The organism is Candidatus Pelagibacter sp. uisw_138, assembly GCF_059512485.2.
Map to the genome: position 1 here is coordinate 1,150,415 of NZ_CM183453.2, position 25,631 is coordinate 1,176,045.

Annotated in this window: 28 protein-coding genes; 14 read left to right on the forward strand and 14 right to left on the reverse strand. The window is 29.1% G+C overall.

All coding sequences use genetic code 11. From position 1 onward, the window contains the following. Positions 1–182: 182 nt before the first annotated feature. A complete protein-coding gene (gene typA, locus AC5YGC_RS06190) occupies positions 183–2,009 on the forward strand; it encodes a translational GTPase TypA (protein WP_496139349.1) in 1,827 nt (608 codons plus the stop codon). On the opposite strand, the gene yczE is transcribed toward typA, so the two are convergent. Continuing rightward, positions 2,006–2,653, reverse strand: a complete 648-nt coding sequence (gene yczE, locus AC5YGC_RS06195) for a membrane protein YczE (protein WP_496139350.1) — start codon at positions 2,651–2,653, stop codon at positions 2,006–2,008. The two genes, typA and yczE, sit on opposite strands and share 4 nt — an antisense overlap. A 112-nt stretch (positions 2,654–2,765) precedes the next feature. On the opposite strand from yczE, the gene AC5YGC_RS06200 reads away from it, so the two are divergent. Then, on the forward strand, positions 2,766–3,386 hold the full coding sequence (locus tag AC5YGC_RS06200; protein ID WP_496139351.1) for a DUF6134 family protein: 621 nt from the start codon (positions 2,766–2,768) through the stop codon (positions 3,384–3,386). A 2-nt stretch (positions 3,387–3,388) separates the two neighbouring features. Here AC5YGC_RS06200 and AC5YGC_RS06205 read toward each other — a convergent pair whose 3' ends face one another. The 3 genes from AC5YGC_RS06205 to tldD are packed head-to-tail and all read right to left on the reverse strand — an operon-like array spanning position 3,389 to position 7,094. Then, on the reverse strand, positions 3,389–4,360 hold the full coding sequence (locus AC5YGC_RS06205) for an NAD(P)-binding protein (protein WP_496139352.1): 972 nt from the start codon (positions 4,358–4,360) through the stop codon (positions 3,389–3,391). Continuing rightward, positions 4,357–5,676 carry a metallopeptidase TldD-related protein gene (locus AC5YGC_RS06210; RefSeq protein ID WP_496139353.1) on the reverse strand — a complete coding sequence of 440 codons (1,320 nt, stop codon included), beginning with the start codon at positions 5,674–5,676 and terminating at the stop codon, positions 4,357–4,359. Before AC5YGC_RS06210 ends, AC5YGC_RS06205 begins: the two co-directional genes overlap by 4 nt. Before the next feature lie 5 nt (positions 5,677–5,681). Then, a complete protein-coding gene (gene tldD, locus AC5YGC_RS06215; protein ID WP_496139354.1) occupies positions 5,682–7,094 on the reverse strand; it encodes a metalloprotease TldD in 1,413 nt (470 codons plus the stop codon). A 111-nt stretch (positions 7,095–7,205) separates the two neighbouring features. On the opposite strand from tldD, the gene AC5YGC_RS06220 reads away from it, so the two are divergent. Genes AC5YGC_RS06220 through AC5YGC_RS06230 form a run of 3 tightly spaced genes read left to right on the forward strand, consistent with a single transcriptional unit; the run spans position 7,206 to position 8,505 of the window. Next, on the forward strand, positions 7,206–7,568 hold the full coding sequence (locus AC5YGC_RS06220) for a rhodanese-like domain-containing protein (RefSeq protein WP_496139355.1): 363 nt from the start codon (positions 7,206–7,208) through the stop codon (positions 7,566–7,568). Positions 7,569–7,571: 3 nt separating this feature from the next. Next, positions 7,572–7,919 carry a DCC1-like thiol-disulfide oxidoreductase family protein gene (locus tag AC5YGC_RS06225; RefSeq protein WP_496139356.1) on the forward strand — a complete coding sequence of 116 codons (348 nt, stop codon included), beginning with the start codon at positions 7,572–7,574 and terminating at the stop codon, positions 7,917–7,919. A 43-nt stretch (positions 7,920–7,962) separates the two neighbouring features. Next, positions 7,963–8,505: a CDC27 family protein gene (locus AC5YGC_RS06230; RefSeq protein WP_496139357.1), complete on the forward strand. Its 543-nt coding sequence runs from the start codon at positions 7,963–7,965 to the stop codon at positions 8,503–8,505. Between the two features lies 1 nt (position 8,506). Here AC5YGC_RS06230 and AC5YGC_RS06235 read toward each other — a convergent pair whose 3' ends face one another. From AC5YGC_RS06235 to AC5YGC_RS06245, 3 genes are all read right to left on the reverse strand, one after another. Next, positions 8,507–8,770, reverse strand: coding sequence for a hypothetical protein (locus AC5YGC_RS06235; protein WP_496139358.1), 264 nt, complete (start codon positions 8,768–8,770; stop codon positions 8,507–8,509). 800 nt (positions 8,771–9,570) lie between these two features. Then, a complete protein-coding gene (locus AC5YGC_RS06240; RefSeq protein WP_496139359.1) occupies positions 9,571–9,720 on the reverse strand; it encodes a hypothetical protein in 150 nt (49 codons plus the stop codon). Positions 9,721–9,807: 87 nt separating this feature from the next. Next, positions 9,808–10,692 carry a dihydrodipicolinate synthase family protein gene (locus AC5YGC_RS06245; RefSeq protein ID WP_496139360.1) on the reverse strand — a complete coding sequence of 295 codons (885 nt, stop codon included), beginning with the start codon at positions 10,690–10,692 and terminating at the stop codon, positions 9,808–9,810. A gap of 44 nt (positions 10,693–10,736) precedes the next feature. Between AC5YGC_RS06245 and AC5YGC_RS06250 the strand changes: the two genes are divergently transcribed. Continuing rightward, a complete protein-coding gene (locus tag AC5YGC_RS06250; protein WP_496139361.1) occupies positions 10,737–11,672 on the forward strand; it encodes a GDP-mannose 4,6-dehydratase in 936 nt (311 codons plus the stop codon). Continuing rightward, on the forward strand, positions 11,669–12,607 hold the full coding sequence (locus tag AC5YGC_RS06255) for a glycosyltransferase family 9 protein (protein ID WP_496139362.1): 939 nt from the start codon (positions 11,669–11,671) through the stop codon (positions 12,605–12,607). The genes AC5YGC_RS06250 and AC5YGC_RS06255 overlap by 4 nt, the downstream gene beginning before the upstream one ends. Here AC5YGC_RS06255 and AC5YGC_RS06260 read toward each other — a convergent pair. Continuing rightward, positions 12,604–13,110 carry a J domain-containing protein gene (locus AC5YGC_RS06260; RefSeq protein WP_496139363.1) on the reverse strand — a complete coding sequence of 169 codons (507 nt, stop codon included), beginning with the start codon at positions 13,108–13,110 and terminating at the stop codon, positions 12,604–12,606. The genes AC5YGC_RS06255 and AC5YGC_RS06260 overlap by 4 nt on opposite strands. Positions 13,111–13,127: 17 nt before the next feature. On the opposite strand from AC5YGC_RS06260, the gene AC5YGC_RS06265 reads away from it, so the two are divergent. Further along, positions 13,128–15,203, forward strand: a complete 2,076-nt coding sequence (locus AC5YGC_RS06265) for a S9 family peptidase (protein ID WP_502314011.1) — start codon at positions 13,128–13,130, stop codon at positions 15,201–15,203. A gap of 10 nt (positions 15,204–15,213) precedes the next feature. On the opposite strand, the gene AC5YGC_RS06270 is transcribed toward AC5YGC_RS06265, so the two are convergent. Next, positions 15,214–15,519, reverse strand: coding sequence for a hypothetical protein (locus tag AC5YGC_RS06270; protein WP_496139364.1), 306 nt, complete (start codon positions 15,517–15,519; stop codon positions 15,214–15,216). Between the two features lie 131 nt (positions 15,520–15,650). Between AC5YGC_RS06270 and AC5YGC_RS06275 the strand changes: the two genes are divergently transcribed. Next, complete coding sequence (locus AC5YGC_RS06275) at positions 15,651–16,961, forward strand: NCS2 family permease (protein WP_168607077.1); 1,311 nt, start codon at positions 15,651–15,653, stop codon at positions 16,959–16,961. A gap of 33 nt (positions 16,962–16,994) precedes the next feature. On the opposite strand, the gene AC5YGC_RS06280 is transcribed toward AC5YGC_RS06275, so the two are convergent. Then, the gene (locus tag AC5YGC_RS06280; RefSeq protein ID WP_496139365.1) at positions 16,995–17,531 is read right to left on the reverse strand and encodes a phosphoribosyltransferase family protein; all 537 of its coding nucleotides are present in this window, start codon (positions 17,529–17,531) and stop codon (positions 16,995–16,997) included. Between the two features lie 28 nt (positions 17,532–17,559). Here AC5YGC_RS06280 and AC5YGC_RS06285 point away from each other — a divergent pair, with 28 nt between their 5' ends. After that, positions 17,560–17,856: a DUF1330 domain-containing protein gene (locus tag AC5YGC_RS06285; RefSeq protein ID WP_496139366.1), complete on the forward strand. Its 297-nt coding sequence runs from the start codon at positions 17,560–17,562 to the stop codon at positions 17,854–17,856. Here the strand turns inward: AC5YGC_RS06285 and AC5YGC_RS06290 are convergent. Both AC5YGC_RS06290 and AC5YGC_RS06295 read right to left on the reverse strand, forming a co-directional pair. Next, a complete protein-coding gene (locus tag AC5YGC_RS06290) occupies positions 17,843–18,478 on the reverse strand; it encodes a DNA-3-methyladenine glycosylase family protein (protein ID WP_496139367.1) in 636 nt (211 codons plus the stop codon). The two genes, AC5YGC_RS06285 and AC5YGC_RS06290, sit on opposite strands and share 14 nt — an antisense overlap. Next, positions 18,471–19,355, reverse strand: a complete 885-nt coding sequence (locus AC5YGC_RS06295) for an EamA family transporter (RefSeq protein WP_496139368.1) — start codon at positions 19,353–19,355, stop codon at positions 18,471–18,473. Before AC5YGC_RS06295 ends, AC5YGC_RS06290 begins: the two co-directional genes overlap by 8 nt. A 35-nt stretch (positions 19,356–19,390) precedes the next feature. On the opposite strand from AC5YGC_RS06295, the gene msrA reads away from it, so the two are divergent. From msrA to AC5YGC_RS06315, 4 genes are read left to right on the forward strand one after another with little or no spacing between them, the layout of a single operon-like run. Continuing rightward, the gene (gene msrA, locus AC5YGC_RS06300; protein ID WP_496139369.1) at positions 19,391–19,834 is read left to right on the forward strand and encodes a peptide-methionine (S)-S-oxide reductase MsrA; all 444 of its coding nucleotides are present in this window, start codon (positions 19,391–19,393) and stop codon (positions 19,832–19,834) included. 1 nt (position 19,835) lies between these two features. Further along, complete coding sequence (locus AC5YGC_RS06305; protein WP_496139370.1) at positions 19,836–20,648, forward strand: rhodanese-like domain-containing protein; 813 nt, start codon at positions 19,836–19,838, stop codon at positions 20,646–20,648. 3 nt (positions 20,649–20,651) lie between these two features. Next, positions 20,652–21,521 carry an efflux RND transporter periplasmic adaptor subunit gene (locus tag AC5YGC_RS06310; RefSeq protein WP_496139371.1) on the forward strand — a complete coding sequence of 290 codons (870 nt, stop codon included), beginning with the start codon at positions 20,652–20,654 and terminating at the stop codon, positions 21,519–21,521. After that, the gene (locus tag AC5YGC_RS06315; RefSeq protein ID WP_496139372.1) at positions 21,521–24,643 is read left to right on the forward strand and encodes an efflux RND transporter permease subunit; all 3,123 of its coding nucleotides are present in this window, start codon (positions 21,521–21,523) and stop codon (positions 24,641–24,643) included. The genes AC5YGC_RS06310 and AC5YGC_RS06315 overlap by 1 nt, the downstream gene beginning before the upstream one ends. Here AC5YGC_RS06315 and AC5YGC_RS06320 read toward each other — a convergent pair. Next, entirely contained in the window at positions 24,640–25,239 is a 600-nt protein-coding gene (locus AC5YGC_RS06320) for a transglycosylase SLT domain-containing protein (RefSeq protein WP_496139373.1), read from the reverse strand. The genes AC5YGC_RS06315 and AC5YGC_RS06320 overlap by 4 nt on opposite strands. Then, positions 25,226–25,630 carry a hypothetical protein gene (locus tag AC5YGC_RS06325; RefSeq protein WP_496139374.1) on the reverse strand — a complete coding sequence of 135 codons (405 nt, stop codon included), beginning with the start codon at positions 25,628–25,630 and terminating at the stop codon, positions 25,226–25,228. Before AC5YGC_RS06325 ends, AC5YGC_RS06320 begins: the two co-directional genes overlap by 14 nt. Position 25,631 lies beyond the last annotated feature (1 nt).

Below are 25,631 nucleotides of genomic sequence, written 5' to 3' on the forward strand. Positions count from 1 at the left end.
TTTTTTAAAACTTAAGGAGATATGCTCTTAATCCTTTAATACGTCTAATTTGTATAGCGATATTTATACGTTTTTTTAATAATCACAAGAAGCTAATTTTTTATTAAAATAGCTTTAATGAGGAAATAATGGGTTTTTTTAAGTTTTCAAATGACTCAATTCATGTATAAGAGCCTCAAATTATGAATAACAATATTCGAAACATCACAATTATTGCACACGTCGACCATGGTAAAACTACCATGATAGATACTCTTATGAAACAGAGTGGTTCATTTAGAGAAAATGAAGTTGTTGATGAAAGGTTAATGGATTCTGGTGAGCTAGAAAAAGAAAGAGGAATTACTATTTTAGCTAAACCTGCTTCAATCAACTGGAAAGATTCAAGAATTAATATTATTGATACACCTGGTCACAGAGATTTTGCTGCAGAAGTTGAGCGTGTATTAAGTATGGCTGATGGAGCATTATTACTTATCGATTCTGCTGAAGGTGTAATGCCTCAAACAAAATTTGTTTTAGCAAAAGCTCTTAAGCAAGGGTTAAGACCAATTGTTATAATTAACAAATTAGATAAAGCAGATCAAAGAGCTGACGAAGTTTTAGATGAAACATTTGATTTATTTGTGAGTTTAGATGCAAATGAAGAACAATTAGACTTTCCAGTTTTATACGCTAGCGGAAGATCTGGATGGGCTAGCAAAGAAGTTGATGGACCAAGAGAAAATCTTCACCCACTATTAGATTTGATTTTAGAACATGTAAACCCTGCTGAGCTTGATAAAACGAAGCCTTTCGCAATGTTATCTACTCTATTGTACGCAGATAGTTTTTTAGGAAGAAGTTTGGTTGGAAAAATATCTCAAGGTACAGCAAAAGCTAATCAACCTATTAAGGCAATAAACCTTAAAGGTGAGAAAGTTGATGAAGGTAGATTAACTAAAATTTTTAGATACGAGGGAACAAAAAAAGTACCAATCGAAGTTGGTGAAGCGGGTGATATTGTTATAATTGCAGGTTTAGAAAAAGCTAACGTGGCTGACACAATTTGTGATCTAGAAGTGACTGAACCAATACACGCAACGCCAATAGATCCTCCCACTATGTCTATTACTATAAGTGTTAATAGTTCACCTTTAGCTGGGACAGAAGGTAAAAAATTAACAAGTACTCAAATCAGAGATAGATTGGTCACTGAAGCACAAAACAATGTTGGGATTTCTTTTTCTCAAAATAATAATGTAGATGCTTTTGTAATTAGTGGACGTGGTGAATTGATGCTTGAAATCTTATTAACGCAAATGAGACGTGAAGGTTTTGAGATGACAGTAAGCCCTCCAAAAGTTTTGTATCAAAAAGATGAAAATGGAAACAGAATGGAGCCTATTGAAGAAATCACAGTTGATTTAGATGAAGAGTTTTCATCAAAAATTATTGATTCAATGAACAGAAGAAAAGGTAAATTACTTGATCTTAAAGATACTGGAAAAGATAAGAAAAGATTAATCTTTCACGCGCCAACAAGAGGTTTAATGGGTTACACAAGTAGATTTTTAACTTTAACAAAAGGTACCGGTGTAATTAACAGAATATTCCATGGTTATGGAAAATTTGAAGGCGAAATGGATGGAAGAAAAAATGGCGCTTTAATTTCAATGGCTAATGGAAAAGCTGTTGCATTTGCAATATTTAACTTACAGGCACGTGGTGAGATGTTTGTAACTCATAATGATCCCGTTTATGAAGGAATGATTGTCGGATTAGCACCAAAACCAGGTGATATGATTATCAATGTCATGAAAGGTAAACAATTAACGAATATGAGAACTCAAGGAACTGATGAAAATGTTGTACTTACTCCAGTAAGACAAATGTCAATTGCTGAACAATTAAGTATGTTAAATACTGATGAAGCTTTGGAGATCACTCCTAAATCGCTAAGATTAAGAAAAGCTATTTTAAATCCTACTGATAGAAAAAAGAATGAAAAATCTGGAACACCGCTTTAATTAAAAGTTTTTCCAACAAGATATAATCCTAAAGCAACAGCTGGTCCAATTCCAAAGGCAAATAATAAAGTCCCAACTCCTACTGTACCACCCAAATACCAACCGATAGACATCACTGTAATTTCAAGAAAGACTCTAACAGTAGCGATCGGTAAATTTGTTTTTTTTTGTAAGCCCACCATTAGTCCATCTCTTGGTCCAGCTCCTAAATTGGCAACTAGATAAACACCACCACCAAGTCCTACTGTAAATACCGCTATAATAGCCAAAAGTATTTGAGAAATATAATTTTCAGGAGTTGGTACAAATTTTATGGAGATATCAATCATTAAACCAATAATTATTGCATTTAATATTGTTCCAATTCCAGGCTTTTGTTTTAATGGCAGCCACAAAAGTAAAACACCAATACTTACAAATATAGTTATTATTCCAATTGAAAAATTAACATTCATTGCAATACCTTGTGCAAGAACAGACCAAGGTGAGGCCCCAGCAAAAGAGACAATTAATAATCCCTCACCTAAACCAAATAAAGTTAATCCAAAACACAAAGAAAAGAAAGTTGAAAATTTTGGTTTAAGATTTAATGGTTTTTCAGAACTCCAATAAACTTTAGGAATATTTTTGATTTTCAAGAACATTTTTTAATAAATTACTTCTTTTAAAATTAAAGTCTATTATTGTTAACGCTTTATGAAAAAATTTTTTATACTAATGTTCTTTTTAACATGTTCACTTAGCTCTAATGCCCACATGGCGCATTATAATAAATTTAATAAAATTGAAATGGAGATTTTAAAAGATGGTGAAGTTATTGGATATAATTACTATTTTTTTAAAAAAGATGGAGATAAGACAATAGTTACAAATCAAATTAAGTTTACAGTAAAGTTATTTGGAGCAACAATTTTTGAAATTGAAGGGTACGGAGAGGAAAAATATATTAAAGATAAATTGATTTCTTTTAATTCTAAAACACTTCAAAATGATAAAGAAAAATATGTAGATTTAGAATTTAATGAACAAACAGATAAATTTGATATTCAAGGTTCTTCCTATAGTGGTATGGCATCAACAAACAACGTAATTGGAAACTGGTGGAGCCATAAAATTTTACAAACTAATAGTCAAATTAGCCCAGTATCAGGTAGTATCAAAGAACAGGTAGTAACGTTTATCGGTAAAGAAAAAATTGAACTTTATGGTAAAATTTATGAAGTAGATCATTTTAAATTAACCTCAAAAGACATATCTTTACCAAAAGATAAAAGACTTAATTTTGATATATGGTTTAATAAAAAAAATTCTTTAATCTTAAAAGTTACTTATTCTAGATTAGGAAATTGGGAATATAAAGTTAAAAAGTTTGAATAAAATTATTTATTTATTTTATTAAAAAGATCTTGAGCGCTTATCCATCCCGATTCTAATCTAGGCCCAACAAACCAATCCGCACAAACTCCAAGGTTTAAAGAGGAATTCCAATAACTTTTAATTCTTAAAGGTTTTGAGTTAGATGAATATTTCCAGCCATGATTTAATGAAAATAAGGCTTTAGTTTTTTTGATCCCTGTAAGCTTAAAAAACTGCTCAATCAAAATTTTTGTGTTCAATTTATTATTGTCTCGATTTTTATTAATCTCTTTATTTGCCCATGAGTAAGTACTTTGTAGGGTCCAAAGATCATTTTTATTTTTAAAACGCATTTTACTATTTTCATTTCCAGCCCAGCCTAAAATTTTATCATTAAAAAAATAACTACTAACATTAAGTTTACTTTTTTTTGTAGTCATCATGACAGTTATATTCGCATCCATTTTAATTCTTTTATTGATAAATGAATGTTTAATATATTTTTTTGAAAGTTTTTTTAATTGAGGGAATGGACAGGTTAATATTAAAGATTTATAAAATTTTATTGATCCATCTGAAAAAGATATTTCCCAAACTTTTTTTCTATTAGCGATTTTAATAACCTCACTACTAAAATTACAGTTAATATTCTTTAATAAATATTTACTAATTGCATTATTCCCCTTTTTACCAATTATCTTAATATGGCTCTTATCCTCTTTTTTATTATCATTAAGAAAAATATGCTTTCCAGTCCACTTTTTAAGAATTTTTTTATTAATTAAATCTTTTATAAACCTTTTAAATTGGATACTTTTTGGTGAAATATACTGAACACCATGATCAAAGCTTTCATTCTTATTAAGCTTTTTATTAGATGATCTTCCCCCAACCCCTCTTGCCTTATCATAAACATCTAATGAATATTTTTTACTAAGGGAGTTTGCAATTGTTGCACCAGAAATGCCAGAACCAATGATACAAAAGTCCTTCATTTACCTGCAACTACCATACCTTCTATTAACATCGTAGGAGCATTTGTAGAATATTTAAACTCAAGATCGTCAGCTAAGGTAATATTTTTGAATATGTCTTTAAAATTTCCAGCAATAGTTATTTCGCTTACTGGATATTTAAACACTCCATTTTCAACCATAAACCCTGTGGCACCAACTGAATAATCTCCTGTAACTAAATTGCTTCCATGACCGATAGTTTCTGTAATGTATAAAGTTCTTTGGTTTAATTTTAATAAGTCCCTGTATGAAATAGAACCTTTTTCAAAATATAAATTACTTGTTCCACCACTTCTGCCATTTGACTTAAGGTTTAGCTTTTTCCCATTGTAAGTATCCACTAAATAATGTTTTAAAATACCTTGATCTACTAATTTTAATTCATCAGTTTTTACTCCCTCAGAATCAAAATATCTTGAACCTAATCCTTTAACTATATTAGGTTTATCAAAAATATTTATTGAAGATGTAAATATTTCTTCATTAATTTTATCTTTTAAAAAAGATGTACCTCTTGCAATAGAAGAGGCAGCTATTGCACTTGCAAAAACACTCAACATTCCTTTTGAAATTCTTCTATCAAAGACAATACTAATTTTTTCACTTTCTATTTTTCTTGGATCTAATTTTTGTAATGTTTTTTTTGCCGCTATTGCACCAATTTGGCTAGGCTTTAACATATCATTTAGATGACAAGTACTAGTAAATTCATAATCTCTTTCCATTTTATTATTAGAATCTTTTGCTACGGCGACACATGATGCTGAAAAAGAAGAAGACTTATAGCCATTTAAAAAACCATCACTGCTTGCTAATATAAAATTTGATTTTGACTCGGAGAAACCAGTTTCTGTATTAATGATTTCTTTTTTTTGAAATGCAGCCTCTTCTACTTCTTTTAAATATTCAATTTTTTCATCATTCTCTATATGGTCATCATCATATAAATTTAGATCATTAATTTTATTAGCCAATAAGTCTTTATCTGGTAATGAATTATATTCATCTTCTGGAGTAATTTTTGTTGTCTCAATACATCTTTCTACCAACGTCTTGATATTTTCTTCTGTAAGATTTGAAGAAGAGATACTTGATTTTTTTTTGCCGATATAAGTTGTAAGACTAACACCTAGGCTATCCGATCTATCAGATTCGTCTAATTTTTTATTTCTGAAATTTACCGTTTCTGAGATGGAGTGCATAACAGCTGCACTTGAATCTGTTGCACCAAGTTTTTTTGCTAAATCTATGCAAAAAGAAGCTGTCTTTTTTAAATAATCTTGATCTTTAACCATATGATTTATAATTGAGTTCCACCAACAGTCATTTTGTCAATTAAGATAGATGGCTGCGCCACACCTACTGGAACACCTTGCCCAGCTTTTCCACAAGTTCCAATACCTGGGTCGAGCATCATGTTATTTCCAACTAATGAAACCTCTTTTAAAATTGAAGGACCATCACCAATCAACGTTGCCCCCTTAATAGGTGATCCAATTTTACCATTAATAATTTCATAAGCTTCTGTACAGTTAAAAACAAATTTTCCTGAAGTAATATCCACTTGCCCACCACCAAAACTTACTGCAAATATTCCTTTATCAACTGATTTAATCATCTCTTCTTGAGAATATTTTCCATTTAACATCATGGTATTTCTCATTCTTGGGAGAACAACATGTTTGTAACTTTCTCGCCTTCCACTACCTGTTGATCTTGTATTCATTAATCTTGCATTTAATCGATCTTGCATAAAATTTTTTAATATACCATTTTCTATTAAAACAGTTTTTTCAGTTGGTGTCCCTTCATCGTCGATTGTTAAACTTCCTCTTCTATTATGAAGAGTTCCATCATCAACAATAGTAACACCTTCACTGGCAACTCTTTGACCCATTAAATTATGAAAAGCAGATGTTTTTTTTCTATTAAAATCACCTTCAAGACCATGTCCTATAGCTTCATGGATGAGTATTGCTGGCCAACCTGATCCCAAAACAACTTTCATTTCTCCTGCTGGCGCAGGTTTACTTTCAAGATTTACTGAGGCAATTCTAAATGCTTCATCACATACTTTTTTCCAATTATCATCTTTAAGATATTCATCATAGGATTGTCTTCCACCAATTCCATAAACTCCTGTTTCTTTTTTTCCATCTTTTTCAAGCATGACCGAAACATTAAAACGAATTAAAGGCCTAACATCTGTTAAAACCTCACCTCCTGATCTTATAATTTCTATAGATTTATACTCACCTGCAAAACTAGCAGTAACCTGTTGTACTATTCCACCTTTGGCTCTCGTATAATTGTTAACTTCTTTTAGAAGATCTAATTTAGATTGTAGTGATTTTTCTTCTATCGGATTAACATTTTTATAAAATTTTTCATTAGTTTTTGAAATTTCATGATTGTAGATACCCTTTTGAGATTTCAATGTTGAGCTTAGATTGCTAGCTGATTGTTTTAATGATTTTTTTGAAATTTCATTTGAATGAGAATAAGCTACTACTTCACCTGTTACAGCTCTTAAGCCATATCCTAGATCAGAACTATAACTAGAACTCTTTATTTTATCATCATCAAGTACAATAGACTCACTTTTAGAATTTTCTAAATAAAGTTCACCATCGTCACAATTATTTAATGTTTCAGAAATAATACTTTCTGCATCTTTTCTTGATAAATCTGTTTTAGTAAAAAAATCACTCATAGATAACAAGTAATAGTTATAATAATTTTTTCAATTGTCGTATTTCGCACATATACAATCTATCGAATTCTATATAATTTTAGGAATAAATTAAAAAAAAAGGACAATATAATGAAAAAATTTGATGAATTAATGAATGTTTCTAACGAGATACAAAATATTTCGGTTGATGAAGCCAAAGAAAAACTAAATGACCCAAATGTTCAATTTATAGACGTAAGAGATAAAAATAGTTTTGAATCAGAAACTATTGGTAATGCTATAAATTTAGAAAGAGGCTTATTAGAGTTTTATCTCGCTGATGGTAGTCCTTTAGAAAATGAAATGTTTAAGAAAAATCCTGACAAAGAATATATAGTTTTTTGCGGTCTTGGGGGTCAAAGCACACTTGCAACAAAAACTATGCAAGAAATGGGAATAAAAAATGTAAGAAATATGACTGGTGGAATGACAGCTTGGAAAGATAAAAAATAAATTATGAAAGTTTATTTTAATAATTCATGTAAAATTTGCCAAGTAGAAATAGATTTGTATAAAAAACAAAATATTAAAGACATAGAGTGGGTAGATATCACAAATAATAAATCTGCCGAAATAGAGACTCAAAAGAATGCAAAGAACCTTTTACGTAGACTTCATGTTAAAGATGGTGAGATGGTAATTGGAGGAGCAGAAGCCTTTTTATTGGTGTGGAAAAAAATTCCTAAATACAAGTTTCTTTATAATTTTTTTAAAACTCCTATAATCTTTACTTTATTTTCATTTTTTTATGAGATTATTGCATTTTTTTTATTTCTAAAAAATAAAAAACAACTTTTAAAATAGTTTTTAATGTTGAGAAGAGATACTGAATAAAATATATTTTTGTATGAAAATTTTTATACTATTTTTATTTATATTTAGTTTTATTTCTTCCGTGCAGTCTTCTCAAAAAAATATTTTAAATAATCTTTTTGACCAACTTCAAACTATTAATAATTCAAAAAGTGCTGCTTTATTGGAAAAAAAAATTTGGTCTGTTTGGAATGAGCATCCCGATGATTTTAAATTAACCGAAAAGTTAGAGTTTGGAACAGAGCTAATGCAATATGGTGATTATAATTATGCACTAAAAGTTTTTAGCAATGTACTGGAGAATGACCCTAAATGGTCTGAAGCTTGGAATAAAAGAGCAACTGTATATTTTTTAATGAGCCAGTTTACAAATTCATTAAATGATATTGATAAAGTTTTAGATATAGAGCCTAGGCACTTTGGAGCTTTATCAGGACAAGCAAGAATTTTTATAAAACTTCAAGAGTATGAAAAGGCAATTAAGAGTATTGAGAACGCATTAAAATTTTACCCATCATTTAAAAGTCGTGAACTGATACCTGAAATTGAAAGATTAATTAAAGAAGATAGTATTTAATTTAATCTTTTTTAGCTCTTTTTCTTGAAATTAACTGCGTTAACGAGTCGACCATTAGATCTGATGCTTTAAATATTTCATTTGATTTGAATTCATGAGAAGAATTTTTTTCAGGATCCGATTTATCTTCAATAACTATTCCTTCGTCAGGGGAATTATTTTTTATATAAATTAATAATAGCCACTCTTCATCTGGTGCTTCATCCCATTTAATAAAAATTTCACCAGTTTCAAATCTTTGGTCAATGCATCTAAATATAGACATGTGTCTAGTGATGTGTCGTTTGTTTAATTGAAAAACTAAACTGCTGGCACTTCTATAAAAGCTTTCAAGAGAAAGTTCTATTTTTTGTCTTGCAATTTTATAATCTTTCTCTTTTTGGAGTAAAGTTTCTCTATCTTCATCACCTTGAATTTTTACTCCTAAAGCCTCTACTCTCTCTCTAATTTTTTGATCCCTTATAATCCTGTATTTATCTTTTAATTTCTCTATTCTTGCTTGAAGGCCAGCATAATCATCTCTTTTTTCTTTTAATGAAACCTTTTCAAGCTTTTCTAATTCTTTAATTTCTCTAATTCTAAATTTTTCTATTTGTTTTTCTAACTGTAATTGTTTTAGAAATTGTTTTTGTCTTTCAGCATGTTCAATTCTAAGTAACGCTTGCTCTTTACGTAAAAATAACTTTATGTCTCTTGCTCTTTCTTTTTCAAGTTTAATTTCTTCTTTTAATGCTTTTTCTTGAAATTTAGTTTGTTCCTCTTCTTCTTTTACTTTTTGTTTTTGAATTTGTAATTTTTCTTTTTCTTTTTTTTTAATTGCTTCAAGTTGTCTTCTTCTTTTTTCTTCAGCTTTTAAAGTTTTATATTCAGATATTTTATTGGCGATACTATTAAAAAAAGCTTGAATATACTTTTCTAAACTAAAATTAATTTTAAAATTGAATTCTGGCTTTAAAGAATTTTGAAGCTCAACTACCCTTGATATTATGGTTGCTTTTTGTTTTTTCTTATTTGTTTTTATATTTTTGCTTATCTTTTTTTTATTATCAATATTTTTTTTTACTTTTAAATTTTTTTTTTTTTATTTATAATTTTTTTAACCTTTTTTTTTACTAAAGGTTTTTTTTTAACCTTTTTTTTTACTAAAGGTTTTTTTTTAACCTTTTTTTTTACTAAAGGTTTTTTTTTAACAAGATTTTTTTTTATTTTTTTCATACTTTAAGAAAATTAGATTTATCAATTAATTACTGATAAATATAGTCTCTTGTTTAAATATATTGTGAAAAATTTTATTAAATCTACTTAAGCCGTCTTTAGGGATTTTAATGTAAAATTAAGCTTACCAAGATCTTCTAGCAGTTGTTTTTTATCTTTTTCATTTAAAAGACTGACGGGTGGTATAACATTTTTGTAACTGTCATCTTGACCTGACATAAAAGAATGTAACCCTGATATTAAATTATATTGATCAAATGTACTTCTAACCTTGCACAGAAGCTCATTTTCTTTTTGTTGTTGTTTTTTATTAAAATCATCATAAACTTTTCTAGACAAATTTGCTGTTACATTGCAAGTTGCCGTAATAATACCATCACATCCAAGTTCAAGACCTTTTAGGAGTTTTAACTCTGATCCTAGCATAACTGAGAAATTATCAATATTCAAATTTTCATATAAGTTATACGAGCTGTCTTTAACAGCAACTATTTGTTTTGGAAACTTCTTAACAAGCTCTTCAACGCATTCAATGCTAAATTTATAACCACACAACTTTTCAAAGTTGTATAAAATAATCTTACTTTCGGGCACAGCCTCAACCACCCTTGAGTAAAACTCTATTACTTCTTTATCACCATACTTATAATAAGCAGGTGGCATTATTAAAAAATCACTAAAATTTAAAGAATTAGCAACTTTCATTAAATTTATAGTTTCATTTAAAGAATTAAGTCCAGTTCCAATTAAATATTTTTCTTTATATTTGCTTTTTGATAATTTGTTTAATAATCCTATTTTTTCACTGATGGATATAAGTTGTGCTTGTCCTGTACTTCCAAAAATAGCAACACCGTGGCAACCCATATCTATTATTTTTTCAGCATGATTAACTGTCTTTTCAATGTTTAGACTTAAATCGTCATTAAAAACTGACATTCCAGCTGCATAAATACCTTTAATTTTTTTCATATTAATTATTATAATGATTACTTATACACTTTAAACAATTAAAAATGAAAAAAGTAAATTCAATAATTATAGGTTCTGGAGTCATAGGCGGTTACTTAGCAAAATTGCTAATATCAAAAAACCATAAGGTTATAGTAACTTCAAGAAAAACTAGAAAATCTTATAAAAATTATAATAAATTAAATATTGAAAATAAGGTTATTTTTGAGGAATTAGATGTTTTAAAAAAGCAAAAAATATTAAAACTTTTAAAAAAATACTGTCCAAAAAATATCTTCTATTTTTCAGGACAAAGCTCTCTAACAAAAAGTATTAAACTTAAAAAAATAACCCATGATTCAAATTATGTTGGTGCAAAAAGAATTTTAGAAATCCTTCATAAGCACAAACTAAAAACAAAATTTTATAAAGCGAACTCAGGCTACATATTTGAACCAAAAAATGGACTAGTTAATACAAAATCTAAAATTTCAAAGAATAATAACCCCTATATTTTGTCACAAATTAAAGCTTATAAAGAGGTAAAAAAATTCAGAAAAAAAGGAGTCAGTTGTTGTAGTATAATTTTTTTTCAAGTTGAATCTCCATTAAGAGATAATGATTTTTTTATTAAAAAAACCTGTATACATGCTAAATTAAAAAAAAAAATTATTGTTGGTAATCTTGACACAATAAGAGATTATTCTTGGGCTCCAGAAATTGTAAAAGGTATATACTTCCTTACAAAAATTAAACCGAGAGACTTGATGCTATCTAGTGGTCATGGAATTTCTGGTTATGATATTTTAAAAACTGCCTATAAACAAAACAATCTTGACTATAGAAAATATTTTTCAATTAATAAAAAATTTATCAGACCAAATGAAATTAAAGTGATGATGGGTGTTAATAAAAATTATAAAATCTTAAATAAAAAATTTAATTATCAAATAAAAATTGGTGGCACAAAATTAGTTCAAAAAATCTATAACTCAATATGAAAACTTGCATATACTTAAGCTATAAAGGGTTGGGTGCAAATTTACTACACCTTGCTTATTGCCATGAGATAGCAAAAAAATATGGTCCTGTCACAATTATTACATTGTGCAATAATTTAGAAGTAGCCTTGATAGACGACCCATTAATTGAAAAAATCATCTTTATTGATAAATACCACAAACGATTTATCGATATTTTAAAACTAAAAAATTTACTGAATACTTTTAGATTTGATCAGATTTTCATTTTTTATCCTAGTGCAAGAATCTATTTAGCTTCAGTTTTGTCTAATATTAAGAAAGTTTTTTGTTATCCACTGTTAAAAAAAAGAAAATTACATTTAGTTTATGCTGCAAAAAAATTTACTGAAAAATCTTTAAATATAAATAATTGTCCTACAGAAACTGATTTTTTTATTCATAAAAAAAAAATTGAAAATATTAATAACAGTTTAGATAATAAAAAATTTAAAATCGTTATTGCGGCTGGATCTTCTGGACCAACAACAAAGTGGGGTGCTAAAAATTTTTATGACTTGATAAATAAACTCAACAATAATGGAGATTATTATTTTTTTATCCTTTGTGGACCAAATGATAAAAGTTTGTCTGATGAAATTACAAATAATATTAACAACAATAATTATGTTTCATTATATGAAAAAAAAATAGAAGAAGTTATTCCATTTCTATGTTCAGCCAACATGTATGTTGGGAACGATTCATTTGGATCGCATATAACAGCTCAGTCGGGAATAAAAAGTTTAGTAATACTCCTAGACTCACCTAAAGCATACACAGATTATAGTAAAAATTATCAGAGAATATTTCCTGTAAATGTTAAAATTGAAAATATAACCCATGGATCAAATTTAAACCCAGGTGATGTGTCTGTTAATAAAGTTTATCAAGAAATTCTCAATAATAAATTCTAGAGTATATTTTTTAAAACTACTTCCTTTGCTTCATTTACGATCATCGATAACCTTTCTGTCTCTGGAGAAATATCAGGATGTATTTTTTTTTGTATCTTTATGTGTGCCTTTTGAACATCGTCTTTGGTAATTTTTTTTTTAATATCTAAATTTAAGATCCTATAAGCCTCCTCTATAGATATCGTAGAAGAATTTTTTATATTTTGATTTTGATTAAATGAAAATCTCCCAGAGCTTCTAAGGGTTTGTATAAGTCTAAATAAACCAATTAATTGAAATATTGAAAACCCCTTTAGCTTAACTAAAGCTAAGCTAAGTATCGTAAGTGGTATACTTAATAAAAACTTACCTGCAATGACAAGTAATATTGCCAAAATTATTAAACCTAAGAAAATTAATTTTCTTAAATGTTTTGATATTTCTTTTGATGAAGTATTGGCTACTAACTTAAGTAAAAAGTAAATAATTCCCAAAAAAATTAGTGTATAAATGATAATATTCATATATTTAATTTGTATCCATGAAAATACCACATCTTAAAAAAAAATCAGAAATAAAAACGTGTCATGATATTAGTTGGGAAGATAATTATAGCTGGGTACATCAAGATGATATCCTTGAGGTTTTAAAGGATAATAAAAAATTAAACCCTGAAGTTAGAAAATATCTTGAAGAAGAAAATTCCTATACAGATTTTCACTTATCAGACACCAAAAACATTCAAAAAAAATTATTTGATGAAATCAAAGGAAGGATAAAGTTAGATGATGAATCTCTACCCTTTAAAGATTTTGATTATGAATATTGGTCAAAAACGACTACCAAAGGAAATTATTCTATAAAATTAAGGAAAAAAATTGGAACTAATAATATTGAAGAAATTTGGAATGGTGATGAGGAAAAAGAAAAACTTAATGTAGAATACTTTGGTGTTGGTGATTTAGAGGTTAGTTTTAATGATAAATATTTAGGATACTCTTTAGATGCAAAGGGTTCTGAATATTACACAATATATATTAGAGATATAAATACAAAAAAATTAGCTACTGACAAGATAGAGGATACATCAGGTGGCATAACTTTTAGTCTAGATGATCAATATATTTTTTATTCAAAACTTGATGAAAATCATAGACCGAGAAAAATTTATAGACACAAATTAGGAACTAAAGTTAGCGAAGATCAATTAATTTTTGAAGAAAAAAGTGAAGCTTTTACGGTTGGAATTGGTTTAAGCTCAGATGATAAATATTTTTTTATCAATTCTTCAGACCATAATACTTCTGAACAATATTACTTCGATGTTAATGAGAAAGATCCTAAGCCTAAACTAATAAAAAAAAGACAAAGAGGAATTCTTTATTCGGTTAATTCTTGGGATGATAAATTTTATAATCATACTAATGAAAATGCTGAAGATTTTAAAATAGACATTAGTGATAGTTTAGAAGAACCAGACTGGAAAGCCTTTATTACTGCAAAAGATGAGGTATTAATTGGAGGGTTAACATTTTTAAAAAATTGGATCATAAGATCTGAAACTTCAGATGCTTTAGATAAACTATTTGTTAAAAATATTATAACTGGAATAGAAGAAGAACTAATTTTTTCTGATGAAACTGTATATGTTCCAGGTGCCTCTTTAATGCAAAGAGATAAAAATACAGATGAGATATACATAAGTTATTCTTCACCTAAGACACAGTCTAGAGTTTACTCTTATAACTTAAGCACAAAAGAAAAAAAATTAGTTAAAGAACAAGAGATCCCCTCTGGTCATAATCCTGATGACTACATTGTTGAAAGAGTTGATTGTAAATCACACGACGGAAGATTGGTTCCTCTTACAATTACAAGACATAAAAATACTAAAATGGATGGAAGTGCTAAATTGTTGCTTTATGGTTATGGTTCATACGGAAGTTCTATGAACCCTAGTTTTTCTACTACTAGATTAAGTTTAATTAATAGAGATATCATCTGGGTTACAGCCCATATTAGAGGTGGTATGGAAAGAGGTATGAAGTGGTGGAAAGAAGGAAAACTGCTTAATAAAAAAAATACTTTTGAAGATTATATTGCCTCTGCAAAGTACCTAATTGAAAATAATTATACCTCAAAAAATAAAATAATAGGTATGGGTGGCTCTGCAGGTGGTCTTCTTATGGGCGCTGTAGTTAATCAAGCCCCTGAATTATTTCTAGGAATTATAATGGCGGTACCATTTGTCGACTCTTTGACAACTAATTTAGATCACTCTTTACCTCTAACGGTTGGGGAATTTGATGAATTTGGAAATGCAAAAGATAAAAAAGATCACTTTAATTATATTTATTCTTATGCTCCCTATAACAATATAAAAAAAATGGATTATCCTCATATGCTGATCACAACAAGTTTAAGTGACAATAGAGTATTATTTGATGAGCCAGCAAAATTTACTGCCAAACTTAGAGAGTATAAAACTGATAATAATTTATTACTCTTAAAAACTGAAATGAACGCAGGCCATGGTGGTAAATCTGGTAGAGATGGAGCTATAGAAGAAATTGCAATTGATTATGCATTTGCATTAAAAATTGCTGAAAAAATTTAGTCTTTAGTTTTTAGAAACAACCATTTGAAACAAAACCAATTACAATAGAATTAGAGTCTACTTCAAATCTTCTTTCACAAAGTATTCCATATTTTGTGGTATTGTAAATAAGCTCTAAATTGCCTTTATCATTTTTAAAATCTTCATCTGGCCTACCTAATTCCATTTGTAAATTACTTGAAGTTTTTCCAATATATTCGCTTAATTTAGCATTTTCTTTTTCAACAATTGCATCTGTTTTATCTTTGATTGTTTGACAGCCAGCAACAAGAGTTAAAAAAAATAAGCTTATTAAAATAAATTTAAATTTTTGCATTTTTCAATCATAACACCCAAAATATGGCATAAATATAAACTTATAAGTTGAAATATGTTGATAAACTTAGATTTTTAAGAGTATTTTCCTAATTAATCTAATATTAGTCCATCTTAATCTTAGGAGAATCAATGTTAGAAAAATATTTCGACTATAAAAAACACAAGACTGATTTTAAAACAGAAGTAATAGCTGGTGTAACAACATTTTTGACAATGGCTTACATTATGTTTTTAAATCCATTTATATTATCAGGTGAATTTGCTGGACCAGAAAAAGGTTTCTTTGAATTTGGGGCAGTATATACGGCAACAATTGTTGCAACGGCACTTGCTTGTTTCATAATGGCATTTTATGGAAAAACATGGCCAATAGGTTTGGCTCCAGGTATGGGAATTAATGCATTCGTTGCATTCGGTGTTTGTGCTGGAATGGGCTATACTCCTCAAGAAGCTTTAGGAGCTGTACTAGTTGCTGGAGTTTTGTTTTTAATCATTTCATTAACACCTATCAGAGCCTGGTTAATTAATTCAATTCCAAGAAGTTTAAAATTAGGAATTGGTGCTGGTATAGGACTTTTCCTAGCAATAATTGGACTTCAAATCATGGAAGTTGTTGTTGATAATCCAGTAACATTAGTTCAATTAGGTGACTTGAGCGATCCACTTGTTCTATTGGGTTGTGCTGCATTTATTTTAATGGTTGTTCTTGAAAAAATGAAAGTTAAAGGAAATATCATTATTGGTATTTTGTTATTCAGTATTATTGCTTGGGCTACTGGACTTGCTAAATTTAATGGAATTGCAAGCTCACCACCTCCAATGACTTATCTATTTGATTTTGACTTATCAGCAGCATTAACAGCTGGAATGACAACTGTAGTGTTTACTTTATTGTTTGTTGATTTTTTTGATACGGCAGGAACATTAACTTCTGTAGCAAACGTTGCTGGCAAGGTTGGTAAAGATGGTAAAGTTAAAGATATCGAAAAAGCAATGATGGCTGACAGTGTTGGAACCGTAGCTGGTGCAATGATGGGAACAACAACTGTAACAAGTTATGTTGAATCTGGTGCTGGTGTAAAAGCTGGTGGAAAAACAGGAATGACCTCTTTAGTAATTGGTCTCCTATTTTTAGCTTGTATATTCTTTGCTCCTTTAGCAACAAGTTTACCTAAGCAAATTGATGGTGCAGCTTTAGTATTTGTTTCTGTTCTTTTTGTTAGAAACATAACTGATATCGAATGGGATGATATTGGTGAAGCAGCTCCTGCTATCCTTGCAATGATTGCTATGCCGTTAACTTATAGTATTAGCAATGGCATTGCTTTAGCGTTTGTATCATACGCATTAATCAGATTATTTACTGGTAAGTTTTCTTCAACTTCACCGGCAATATGGGTTATTGCAATCTTAAGTGTTGTTAGTTTTGCAGTTGCTTAAAATATAATTTTTAGGGCTGGAATTATTCCAGCCCTATTTATTTCTCTTAATTATTTCTTCCATAGACATCTCTTCATAATGCTCAGTAGGCTGAACAATCCATGGGTCTGAATCTAGTTTTACTGGGCAAAAATCTGGTTCAAATGTAGATGATTTTTTTTTCCATAAACATGCAGTTTTAACTTCGTTTATATAATCTTTGGTTGGCTCATAATTTTTTAACCATTCAATACTTTTATTTAAAGTTAATCCAGTGTCAGATAAATCATCTACTAATAAAACTTTGTTAAAATCTTTATTTTCAGCTAAAGAACTAATTTCTCTTGCAAACATTAATTGACCTTGCTTATCTTGCATTCCTTTTCCTGAGTAACTTTGAATAACTATATAGGCTATAGGTAACTTTAAAATTCTAGAAAGGATGTCTAATATAGGAGCCGCTCCTCTCATAATACCTACTAATACTGTTGGCTTATAGTTATTGTGAATTTCTACTGCTAGTTTTTCAACAATTTTTGTATACTGATCAAAAGTGATAATTAATTTCTCTGCCATGAAATTCATTATCATATATAAAATTATTTAAAAAGGAGAAATAATGAAAGCTTACTGGATTGCTTTGTACAAAAAAATAGATAGCCAAGAAAATTTAAAAAATTATGGTTCAAAAGTTACTGAAATAATAAAAAGTTATGGAGGAAAGCCCTTGGTGAGAGGTGGAAAATTTGAAACTTTAGAGGGTGAAACTTACCCAAGAACTGTAATTTGGGAATTTCCAAGTCATGAACAGGCTATGAAATGCCATGATTCTAAAGAATATCAAGATGGTTGGGCTGTAGCTAAAGATACTACAGAACGAAACCTACAAATAGTAGAAGGTTTTAGTACTGAATAGGTTCTGGATCTATACTTCTCCAAAGATACCAAGTTGCAACTGAGCAGTATGGACTAAATCTTTTATTTAATAATTTTACATAAGATTCAGGTGGTAGATATTTTTTTTTATAATTTTTTGAAATTCCCCTTAAAAGACCAATATCTTGTATGGGCCAAATATTTGATCGATTATAAGTAAACAATAAAATCATTTCAGCTGACCATCTTCCAATCTGTCTTAATTGGGATAGGTAAATAATAGCTTCTTCATCTGACATTTTAGGAATTAACCTAGGGTTAAATGATTTATTCAATATTTGTTTCGCTAAGCTTTTTATTCCTTTAACTTTTTGTTTAGTTAATCCACAACTTTTTATCTGAGTAGTTGATAGTGCAGAAACAGTTTTAGCATTTATTTTATTCTTACATTTTTTTTGAAATTTTGAAAATATAGAATTAGCAGCAGCAACACTAATTTGTTGTCCAATGATACTTTTGCATAATGAAAAAAATATATCCTTTCTAGAAGTAAGCACAGCCTCAGAAGGAGATTTATATTTATTAATTAATAAAGACATTACTTTATCCTTGTTAGATAAATATTTTTTTGCAGTATTCCAATATCTTGGTTTTTTACTCATGCCTGTTAGTAGATGGTATTTTTTGTTTATGATAAATTTCTCTTCTAAAAATTATTAGAGACGCAAGAACTACAAGTGATGCACCAATTAATGTTTTTATAGTTGGTATCTCGTTCCAAATGAAATAACCAAAAAATATAGCAAATACCAAAGCTAAATATTTTAAGGGCGCTACCAAAGATACTTCAGAAAGTTTATATGATTGAGTTAAAAATAAATTTGCAGAACCTCCTGTTACTCCAATTAAAGCTAAAAGGATAAAATCTTGAAAGTTTGGTATTTTCCACCCCATTGGAATTGTGGCCAAGCCAGCAATTGAAATAGTAATTGTAAAAAAAATTGAGATAAGCCAAACAGGTTCTGTTGTGGATAGTTTTCTAATCGTAATGGTTACAAAAGCCATTCCAATACAAAATATAAGAGGAAGAAAATAGAGGTAATTCATACCCTTAAAGCCTGGCTCAGCAATTATAATAACACCTATGAACCCAATTATGACTGCCAGCCACCTAAAAACACCTACTTTCTCACTTAGTAAAAAAATTGATAACACGGTAATAAATAGTGGGGCTGCATATGATAGGCTAACAACGACTGCTAAAGGAAGCTCTCTTAACGCAACAACTATTGCTATTAAAGCCATTAAACCCATAAAACATCTAAATAAATGCTCTTTTGACCTTTCGGTTGTGTAAAAAGTTCTTAATTTATTTTTCGGTATCAAAAAATAAGTAGGTAGCAGTCCAAAAAAGCCTCTAAAAAATAAAACTTCTCCAGTTGGGTAGTCACTTGACCATTTTACAAGCAAATCCATAACGGAAAAGGTGCATACAGATAGAAACATGTACAAAAAACCTAATTGATTTTTAGTTAGCATAAGAATAATTTGTAAATCAAATTAAAGGATAATCAATGGAAATAGCAGTATTAGGATTAGGATGTTTTTGGGGACCAGAAATTAAGTTTAGTAAACTTGAGGGAGTTATTAAAACTGAAGTTGGTTATTGTGGGGGTGATAGCAAAGAAGTCACCTACAAAGAAGTATGCACCGGTAATACAAATCATGCAGAAGTTGTTAAATTAGATTTTGATCCTAAAATCATATCTTATGAAAAAATTTTAGAATTTTTCTTTGAAATTCATGATCCCACAACCTTAAATTCACAAGGACCAGATTTTGGAACACAATATAGAAGTGAAATATTTTACTTAAGCGACAGACAAAAAGAAATTGCTGAAAATGTTATAAAAAAAGTAAATTTAAAATTATCTGGAAACGTTGTAACGAAATCTTCTTTATTAAAAAATTACTGCCCAGCAGAAGAATACCATCAGAGATATTTGGAAAAAAGATAATATGTCTTTAGTTGATACAAATTGGCTAGAGAAAAATTTAGATGAAGTAAAAATTATTGATTGCTCATGGCATATGCCTCAAACACAGCGAAATGGTTTTAATGAATATAAAAACAATCATATTAAAAATGCAATTTTTTTTGATTTAGATAAAAACTCCAAAAAAGATATCGATCTACCTCATATGTTAACAGATGCTAAGTCATGGAGTGATATTGTTTCCAATATGGGAATTAAAGATGATGAGCAGATAGTCATTTATGATAATTCAGATGTAATCAGCTCATGCAGATGTTGGTATAATTTTATCTACTTTGGTCACAATCCAGAATTAGTCCATGTATTAGATGGTGGATTAAAAAAATGGATTGAAGAAGATAGATCAACAACTAGTGATATAATTAAGATTATTCCTTCTAACTATACTGTGCATGAAAAAAAAGAATTGGTAAAAAATATAAACCAAATTAACAAAAATGTTTTAAAAAATAAATTTAATGTTATTGATGCAAGAAGTTTAGAAAGATTTAAAGGTAGAGTTCCTGAACCAAGAAAAGGATTGCGAAGCGGCTCTATCAAAAACTCTTTTTGCCTCCCTTTCTCTGAGCTCATAAATAAAGATCATACATTTATTAGCAAAGAAAAAATTCATGAGAAGTTTAAATCAACTGGATATGAGATTGACAAAAATGTAGTATTTACATGTGGTTCTGGAGTTACTGCTTCAGTTTTGGCTCTTGCTTATTCTTTAATAGATAATAAATATATCCCTACTATCTATGACGGATCATGGAGTGAGTACGGAAAGAATTAAAATATGAAAAGATCTACAAAAATTGGAACTGCAATCCTTGTCTTCTTTTTGATTATTACAATAGTAATTGTTGGAAGAACAATGATAGGAAATCATTTTAAAAAAAAATTTAGTAAAAGACCTCCTCCAGGAATAATAGTAACAGAAGTTGTTGTAAAAAATTTCTCTCAAAAGGTTTCAACTTATGGAACAGCAATCCCATTTAGAACTAAATCATATAAAATTGAGAAATATGAAATAGTTAAACCAATAGAATTTAATAAAAAATTGAAAAAAGGTGATTTAATAACAAAATTAAAGACTAGAAATCTGATAGCTGCCTTTGATGGAGTAGTGACTAAAAGAGATTTCTCAAATGATATTAAGGTTTCTGAAAGTTCTCTTTTAATACAGTTAGAAGACACTTCAATAATTTATGTAGATGTGGATATTCCTGAGCTTTACTCAAGTTTTATTAAGGAGAATTTAAATGTTGATGTTAAATTTTCAGGTAATAATGAAAAAATTTATTTGGGAGTTGTTCATTCTACTGCTGGTAGAATTGATGTTGATACAAGATCTTTAGCAATAAGAATAAAGTTAGAAAATGATAATTTTGAAATTTTACCTGGGTCTCTTTTAGAGATTATAGTTAAGTATAACGAAAGGAACTCTATAAGCATTCCTGATACAAGCTTAATGATGGAAGGTAACAAAACTTATGTATATAAAGTTGCAAAAGATGATGTTGCTAATAAAGCTGAAGTTATTATTGGAATAAGGGATTCTGGTTTTATTGAAGTAGTTTCGGGTTTGACTAATGGAGATAACATCGTTGCTGAAGGTCTAAAAAAAGTTAGACCAAGAGGAAAAATTAAACCAATTAAAAAATAATGTTTATAACTGATGTAAGTATAAGAAGGCCAGTTGTTGCTTGGGTAATGTCTCTTATATTAATCGTTTTTGGAATATTTGTTTTTTCACAATTACCTGTTAGAGAATTACCTGAAGGCCTACAACCTCCTGTGGTTCAAATTAAAGTGGACTACAAATCTGCCTCTGCTCCTATAATTGATCAAGAGGTAACTCAAGTAATTGAAAAAGTGATTGGTGGAATAGAAGGAGTAAAAAATATTAATTCAACATCAGAAAATGGAAGTAGTTCAATTAATGTTGAATTTAATACTGATATTAACTTAGATAATGCTGCCAACGATATAAGAGAAAGAGTAGGAAGGGTTGTTGGGAGATTACCTGATGAAGCTGATGCCCCTCAAATACTTAAACAATCAGCGGGATTCTCAACTACTATGTGGTTAGCTGTATCTTCTGCAACCTGGAGTGATTTAGAGCTTGGAGATTATGTTGAGAGATATTTAGTAGATCAATTTTCAAGCGTTAAGAACGTAGGAACTATTAGAACCGGTGGTTTAAGAGATCTAAGTGTTAGAGTTTGGATAGATCCAATTAAACTTGCAGCAAATAACTTAACCATTCAAGAGGTTGAGGGAGCAATAAGAAAAGAAAATGTGAGCCTACCAGCAGGTACATTAGAGGCTACTAATATTGATTTGATACTAAATTTAGATAAGTCATATGATGATATTGAAAAATTAAAAGCTCTGCCCATAAAAAAGAATGTAAATAGTGTTGTGAGGCTTTCAGATGTTGCAAATATTGAGTTTGGTCCAGTTTCAGAAAAAAATCTTTTCAAGGCTCAGAGCAAAGATGCTTTAAATTTAAGAACAGTTGGAATTGGTATTTATGCAAAAAGTGGTGCTTCTACCGTAGAGCTTTCTAGAGAAATAAAAAAAAAAATAGATGAAGTTAAAAAAACATTACCAGATGATCTAAATATAGAGGTAGCTTTTAATAGAGCAACATATGTGGGTACTGCTATTGACGAAGTGTACAAAACTTTAATCATCGCTTTTATACTTGTAGTTATTATTATTTACTTATTCTTAGGAAACATAAAGGCTGTAATTGTACCAGCAGTTGCATTACCCGTAAGCTTAATAGCATCCTTTTTGGGACTTTATTTATTTGGTTTATCAATAAACATTTTTGTCTTGTTAAGTTTTATTCTGGCGATTGGAATAATTACTGACGATTCAGTCATAATGACAGATGCTATTTATAGAAGAATTGAAAATGGAGAGAGCCCTTTAGTTGCGGCATACAAAGGATCGAAACAAATCAGTTTTGCCATTATTGCAACTACGTTAATTTTAGTAGCTGTATTTCTTCCTTTAATTTTTATAGATGGTATTGCAGGAACATTATTCAGAGAGACTGCTATAGCACTGTCATTTTCAGTTGTCGTATCTTCTTTTGTGGCTCTTACTTTGTCACCAATGTTAGCAAGTAAGTTTTTAAAGAAAGAACCTAAACAAAATTTTATAGTTACTAAATTTGATAAATTTTTTAAATCATTATCAAAATTTTACGAAGAAACATTGCAGTATTGGCTAAATAAAAAAAAAATTATTATTTCATTTATTGTCTTCACTATTGTTGTCTCTAGTGTTTTATTTCATTTTACAAAAAAAGAATTATTACCTATGGAAGATCGAGGTGTATATCTTGTTCTTGGATTTACAGATGAGGGGAGTTCTTTTGAATATACTGAAAAAAGAGCAGAAGATGTTGAAAAAAGATTAATTCCTCTTCTGCAAGCTGAGAATAGTCCATATAAAAGATTTATAATGAGAGTGCCAGGCTTCGGCAGCAATAAGAATTCTTTTAATAGCTTTATAATAATTGCATTATTAGATGAATGGGCTGAAAGAGATAAAAGCTCACAAACAATAATGAGAGAAGCAATTGGAAAAATTGTGACTGTTCCTGAAACTGTTGCTTTTCCAATATCACCTCAATCTATTAGGGTTTCTAGCTACAATAAACCAGTTCAAATGGTTATATTGGGCAGTACTTACGAAGAGTTAGAGGAAATACAATCCAAAGTTATTAGAAAATTAAGACAGAATAAAAATTTATCCAGAATTGAATCAGATTATTCTAGGGATAAACCTGAAATCAAATTAGTAATTAATAAAAATAAAGCTAAAGATTTAAATGTATCTACTGACTCAATTGGGAAAACTTTAGAAACTCTTTATGGTGGAAAAACTGTAACGAACTTTAATAGACTTGGTAAAGAATACCCAATTATACTTCAGCAATACTTGACTGATAGACGATCTCAAGAAGGGCTTTCTAAAATATTTGTTAGATCAGAAAGCACTGGTAAACTTATTTCTTTAGCAAATTTAGTAGAGTTCAGCGAAAAAGGATCTGCAAAAAAATTAGCAAGATATAATAGGCAGCGAGCTGTAACAATATCTGCAAATATATCTGAATCTTATACACTTACAGAAGCAATTGCATATTTAGAGGAAACAATGGAAGAAATTGGCTCTTCTAATCAAATTGCATGGAAAGGTAAATCAGAAGAAATAAAAGAAACTAGTAATGAACTATTTATTATTTTTGGATTAGCATTTCTAACTGCATATTTAGTAATGGCTGCAACCTTTAATTCATTTATTCATCCATTTATTATCATGTTAACTGTTCCACTGGCTTTGTTTGGAGGTTTGGTTTTTATCCTATTCTTGAACAGTTCTATTAATATCTTCTCACAAATAGCACTTGTTATTCTAATTGGAATATCGACTAAAAATAGTATTCTAATTGTTGATTATGCCAATCAATTAAGAACGGCTGGAAAAAATATTGAAACATCAGTTAAAGAAGCCTGCCAATTAAGGTTTAGGCCCATAATGATGACGTCAATAAGCACGATGATAGCAATGATGCCTTTAGTTATAGGAAATATTGGACCGGGTGCTGGTGAGGCTTCAAGACTAGCTGTGGGCGCCACTATTCTAGGTGGGATGATTATATCAACATTCTTTACATTATATGTAACTCCAACCATGTACTTGGTGTTAGCAAAGAATACAAAACGAATAGACGCTGTTGATATTGAGCTAAAGAAACAACTTCGTTAAAATATAATATATTTATTTTTATTTAATCTTTTCTGACAATCTTGTAATTGTGACTTGTATTTATTAGATTGTTTTTCTACTTTTTTAGCTAAGCCTATAACTTTCTGATTATTCTTATAATTTTTATAACCTCCCCACCCCTCATGATATGCAAGGTATTGTCTAAAAGCATCTTTCTTAGAAATTTTTAAAAGAGACTCAGTTTTATCGGTGTACCAACCAATAAAATCCACACTATCTTTAAACCTTGTTCTTGTTGCTAATTTATTTCCAGTTTCATTTTTATATTGTTCCCAAGTTCCCTTTACCGCTTGTGAATATCCAAATGAACTAGAGGGCCTCTTGAATGGTATGATCTTAAATAATTTTTGTCTTGGAGGTTTAGCTAACCAATCAAAGTCTGATTCCATCTTAATTATAGCTAGCTGAATATAAATTGGGGTTCCCCATTTTTTTTCTGTTTTCTTTGCATGTTTATACCAAAGATATCTTTCATTAAAAATTGAACAACTATTTAGAGTGTTTTGAGGTATTGAGGAGCAGCCAGTAATAAAGATAATCAATAAAATTGAAAAATAATTTCTAAGTTTTGACATACCTAATCACAATCTTATAGATAAATATTACCAACATAACACCTACTATATTTCCAAATAAATCACTCATTTCAAATCCACGAACTGGAATAATAATGTGAAATAATTCTAAAATAATTGATAGTAAAAACAAATAAACAATTAAAAAATTAATTTTTTTAGTATTATAAAAAGAAAATACTCCCAAGCTTGTAAGTAAAATAAAAGCATAAATATGATTTGATGAAATTATAAAGTCTCCTGCAATAAGATCTTCCGTAATTTGAGGTTGAATATAGCAATTATCATATAAAAGGCAGCCAAAAATACTACCTGGAAACAAATATAAAGTTATCAATATGATATTTGCAGAATAAAAACCTATTTTAAAAAAATTTTTTATTTTTTTCATA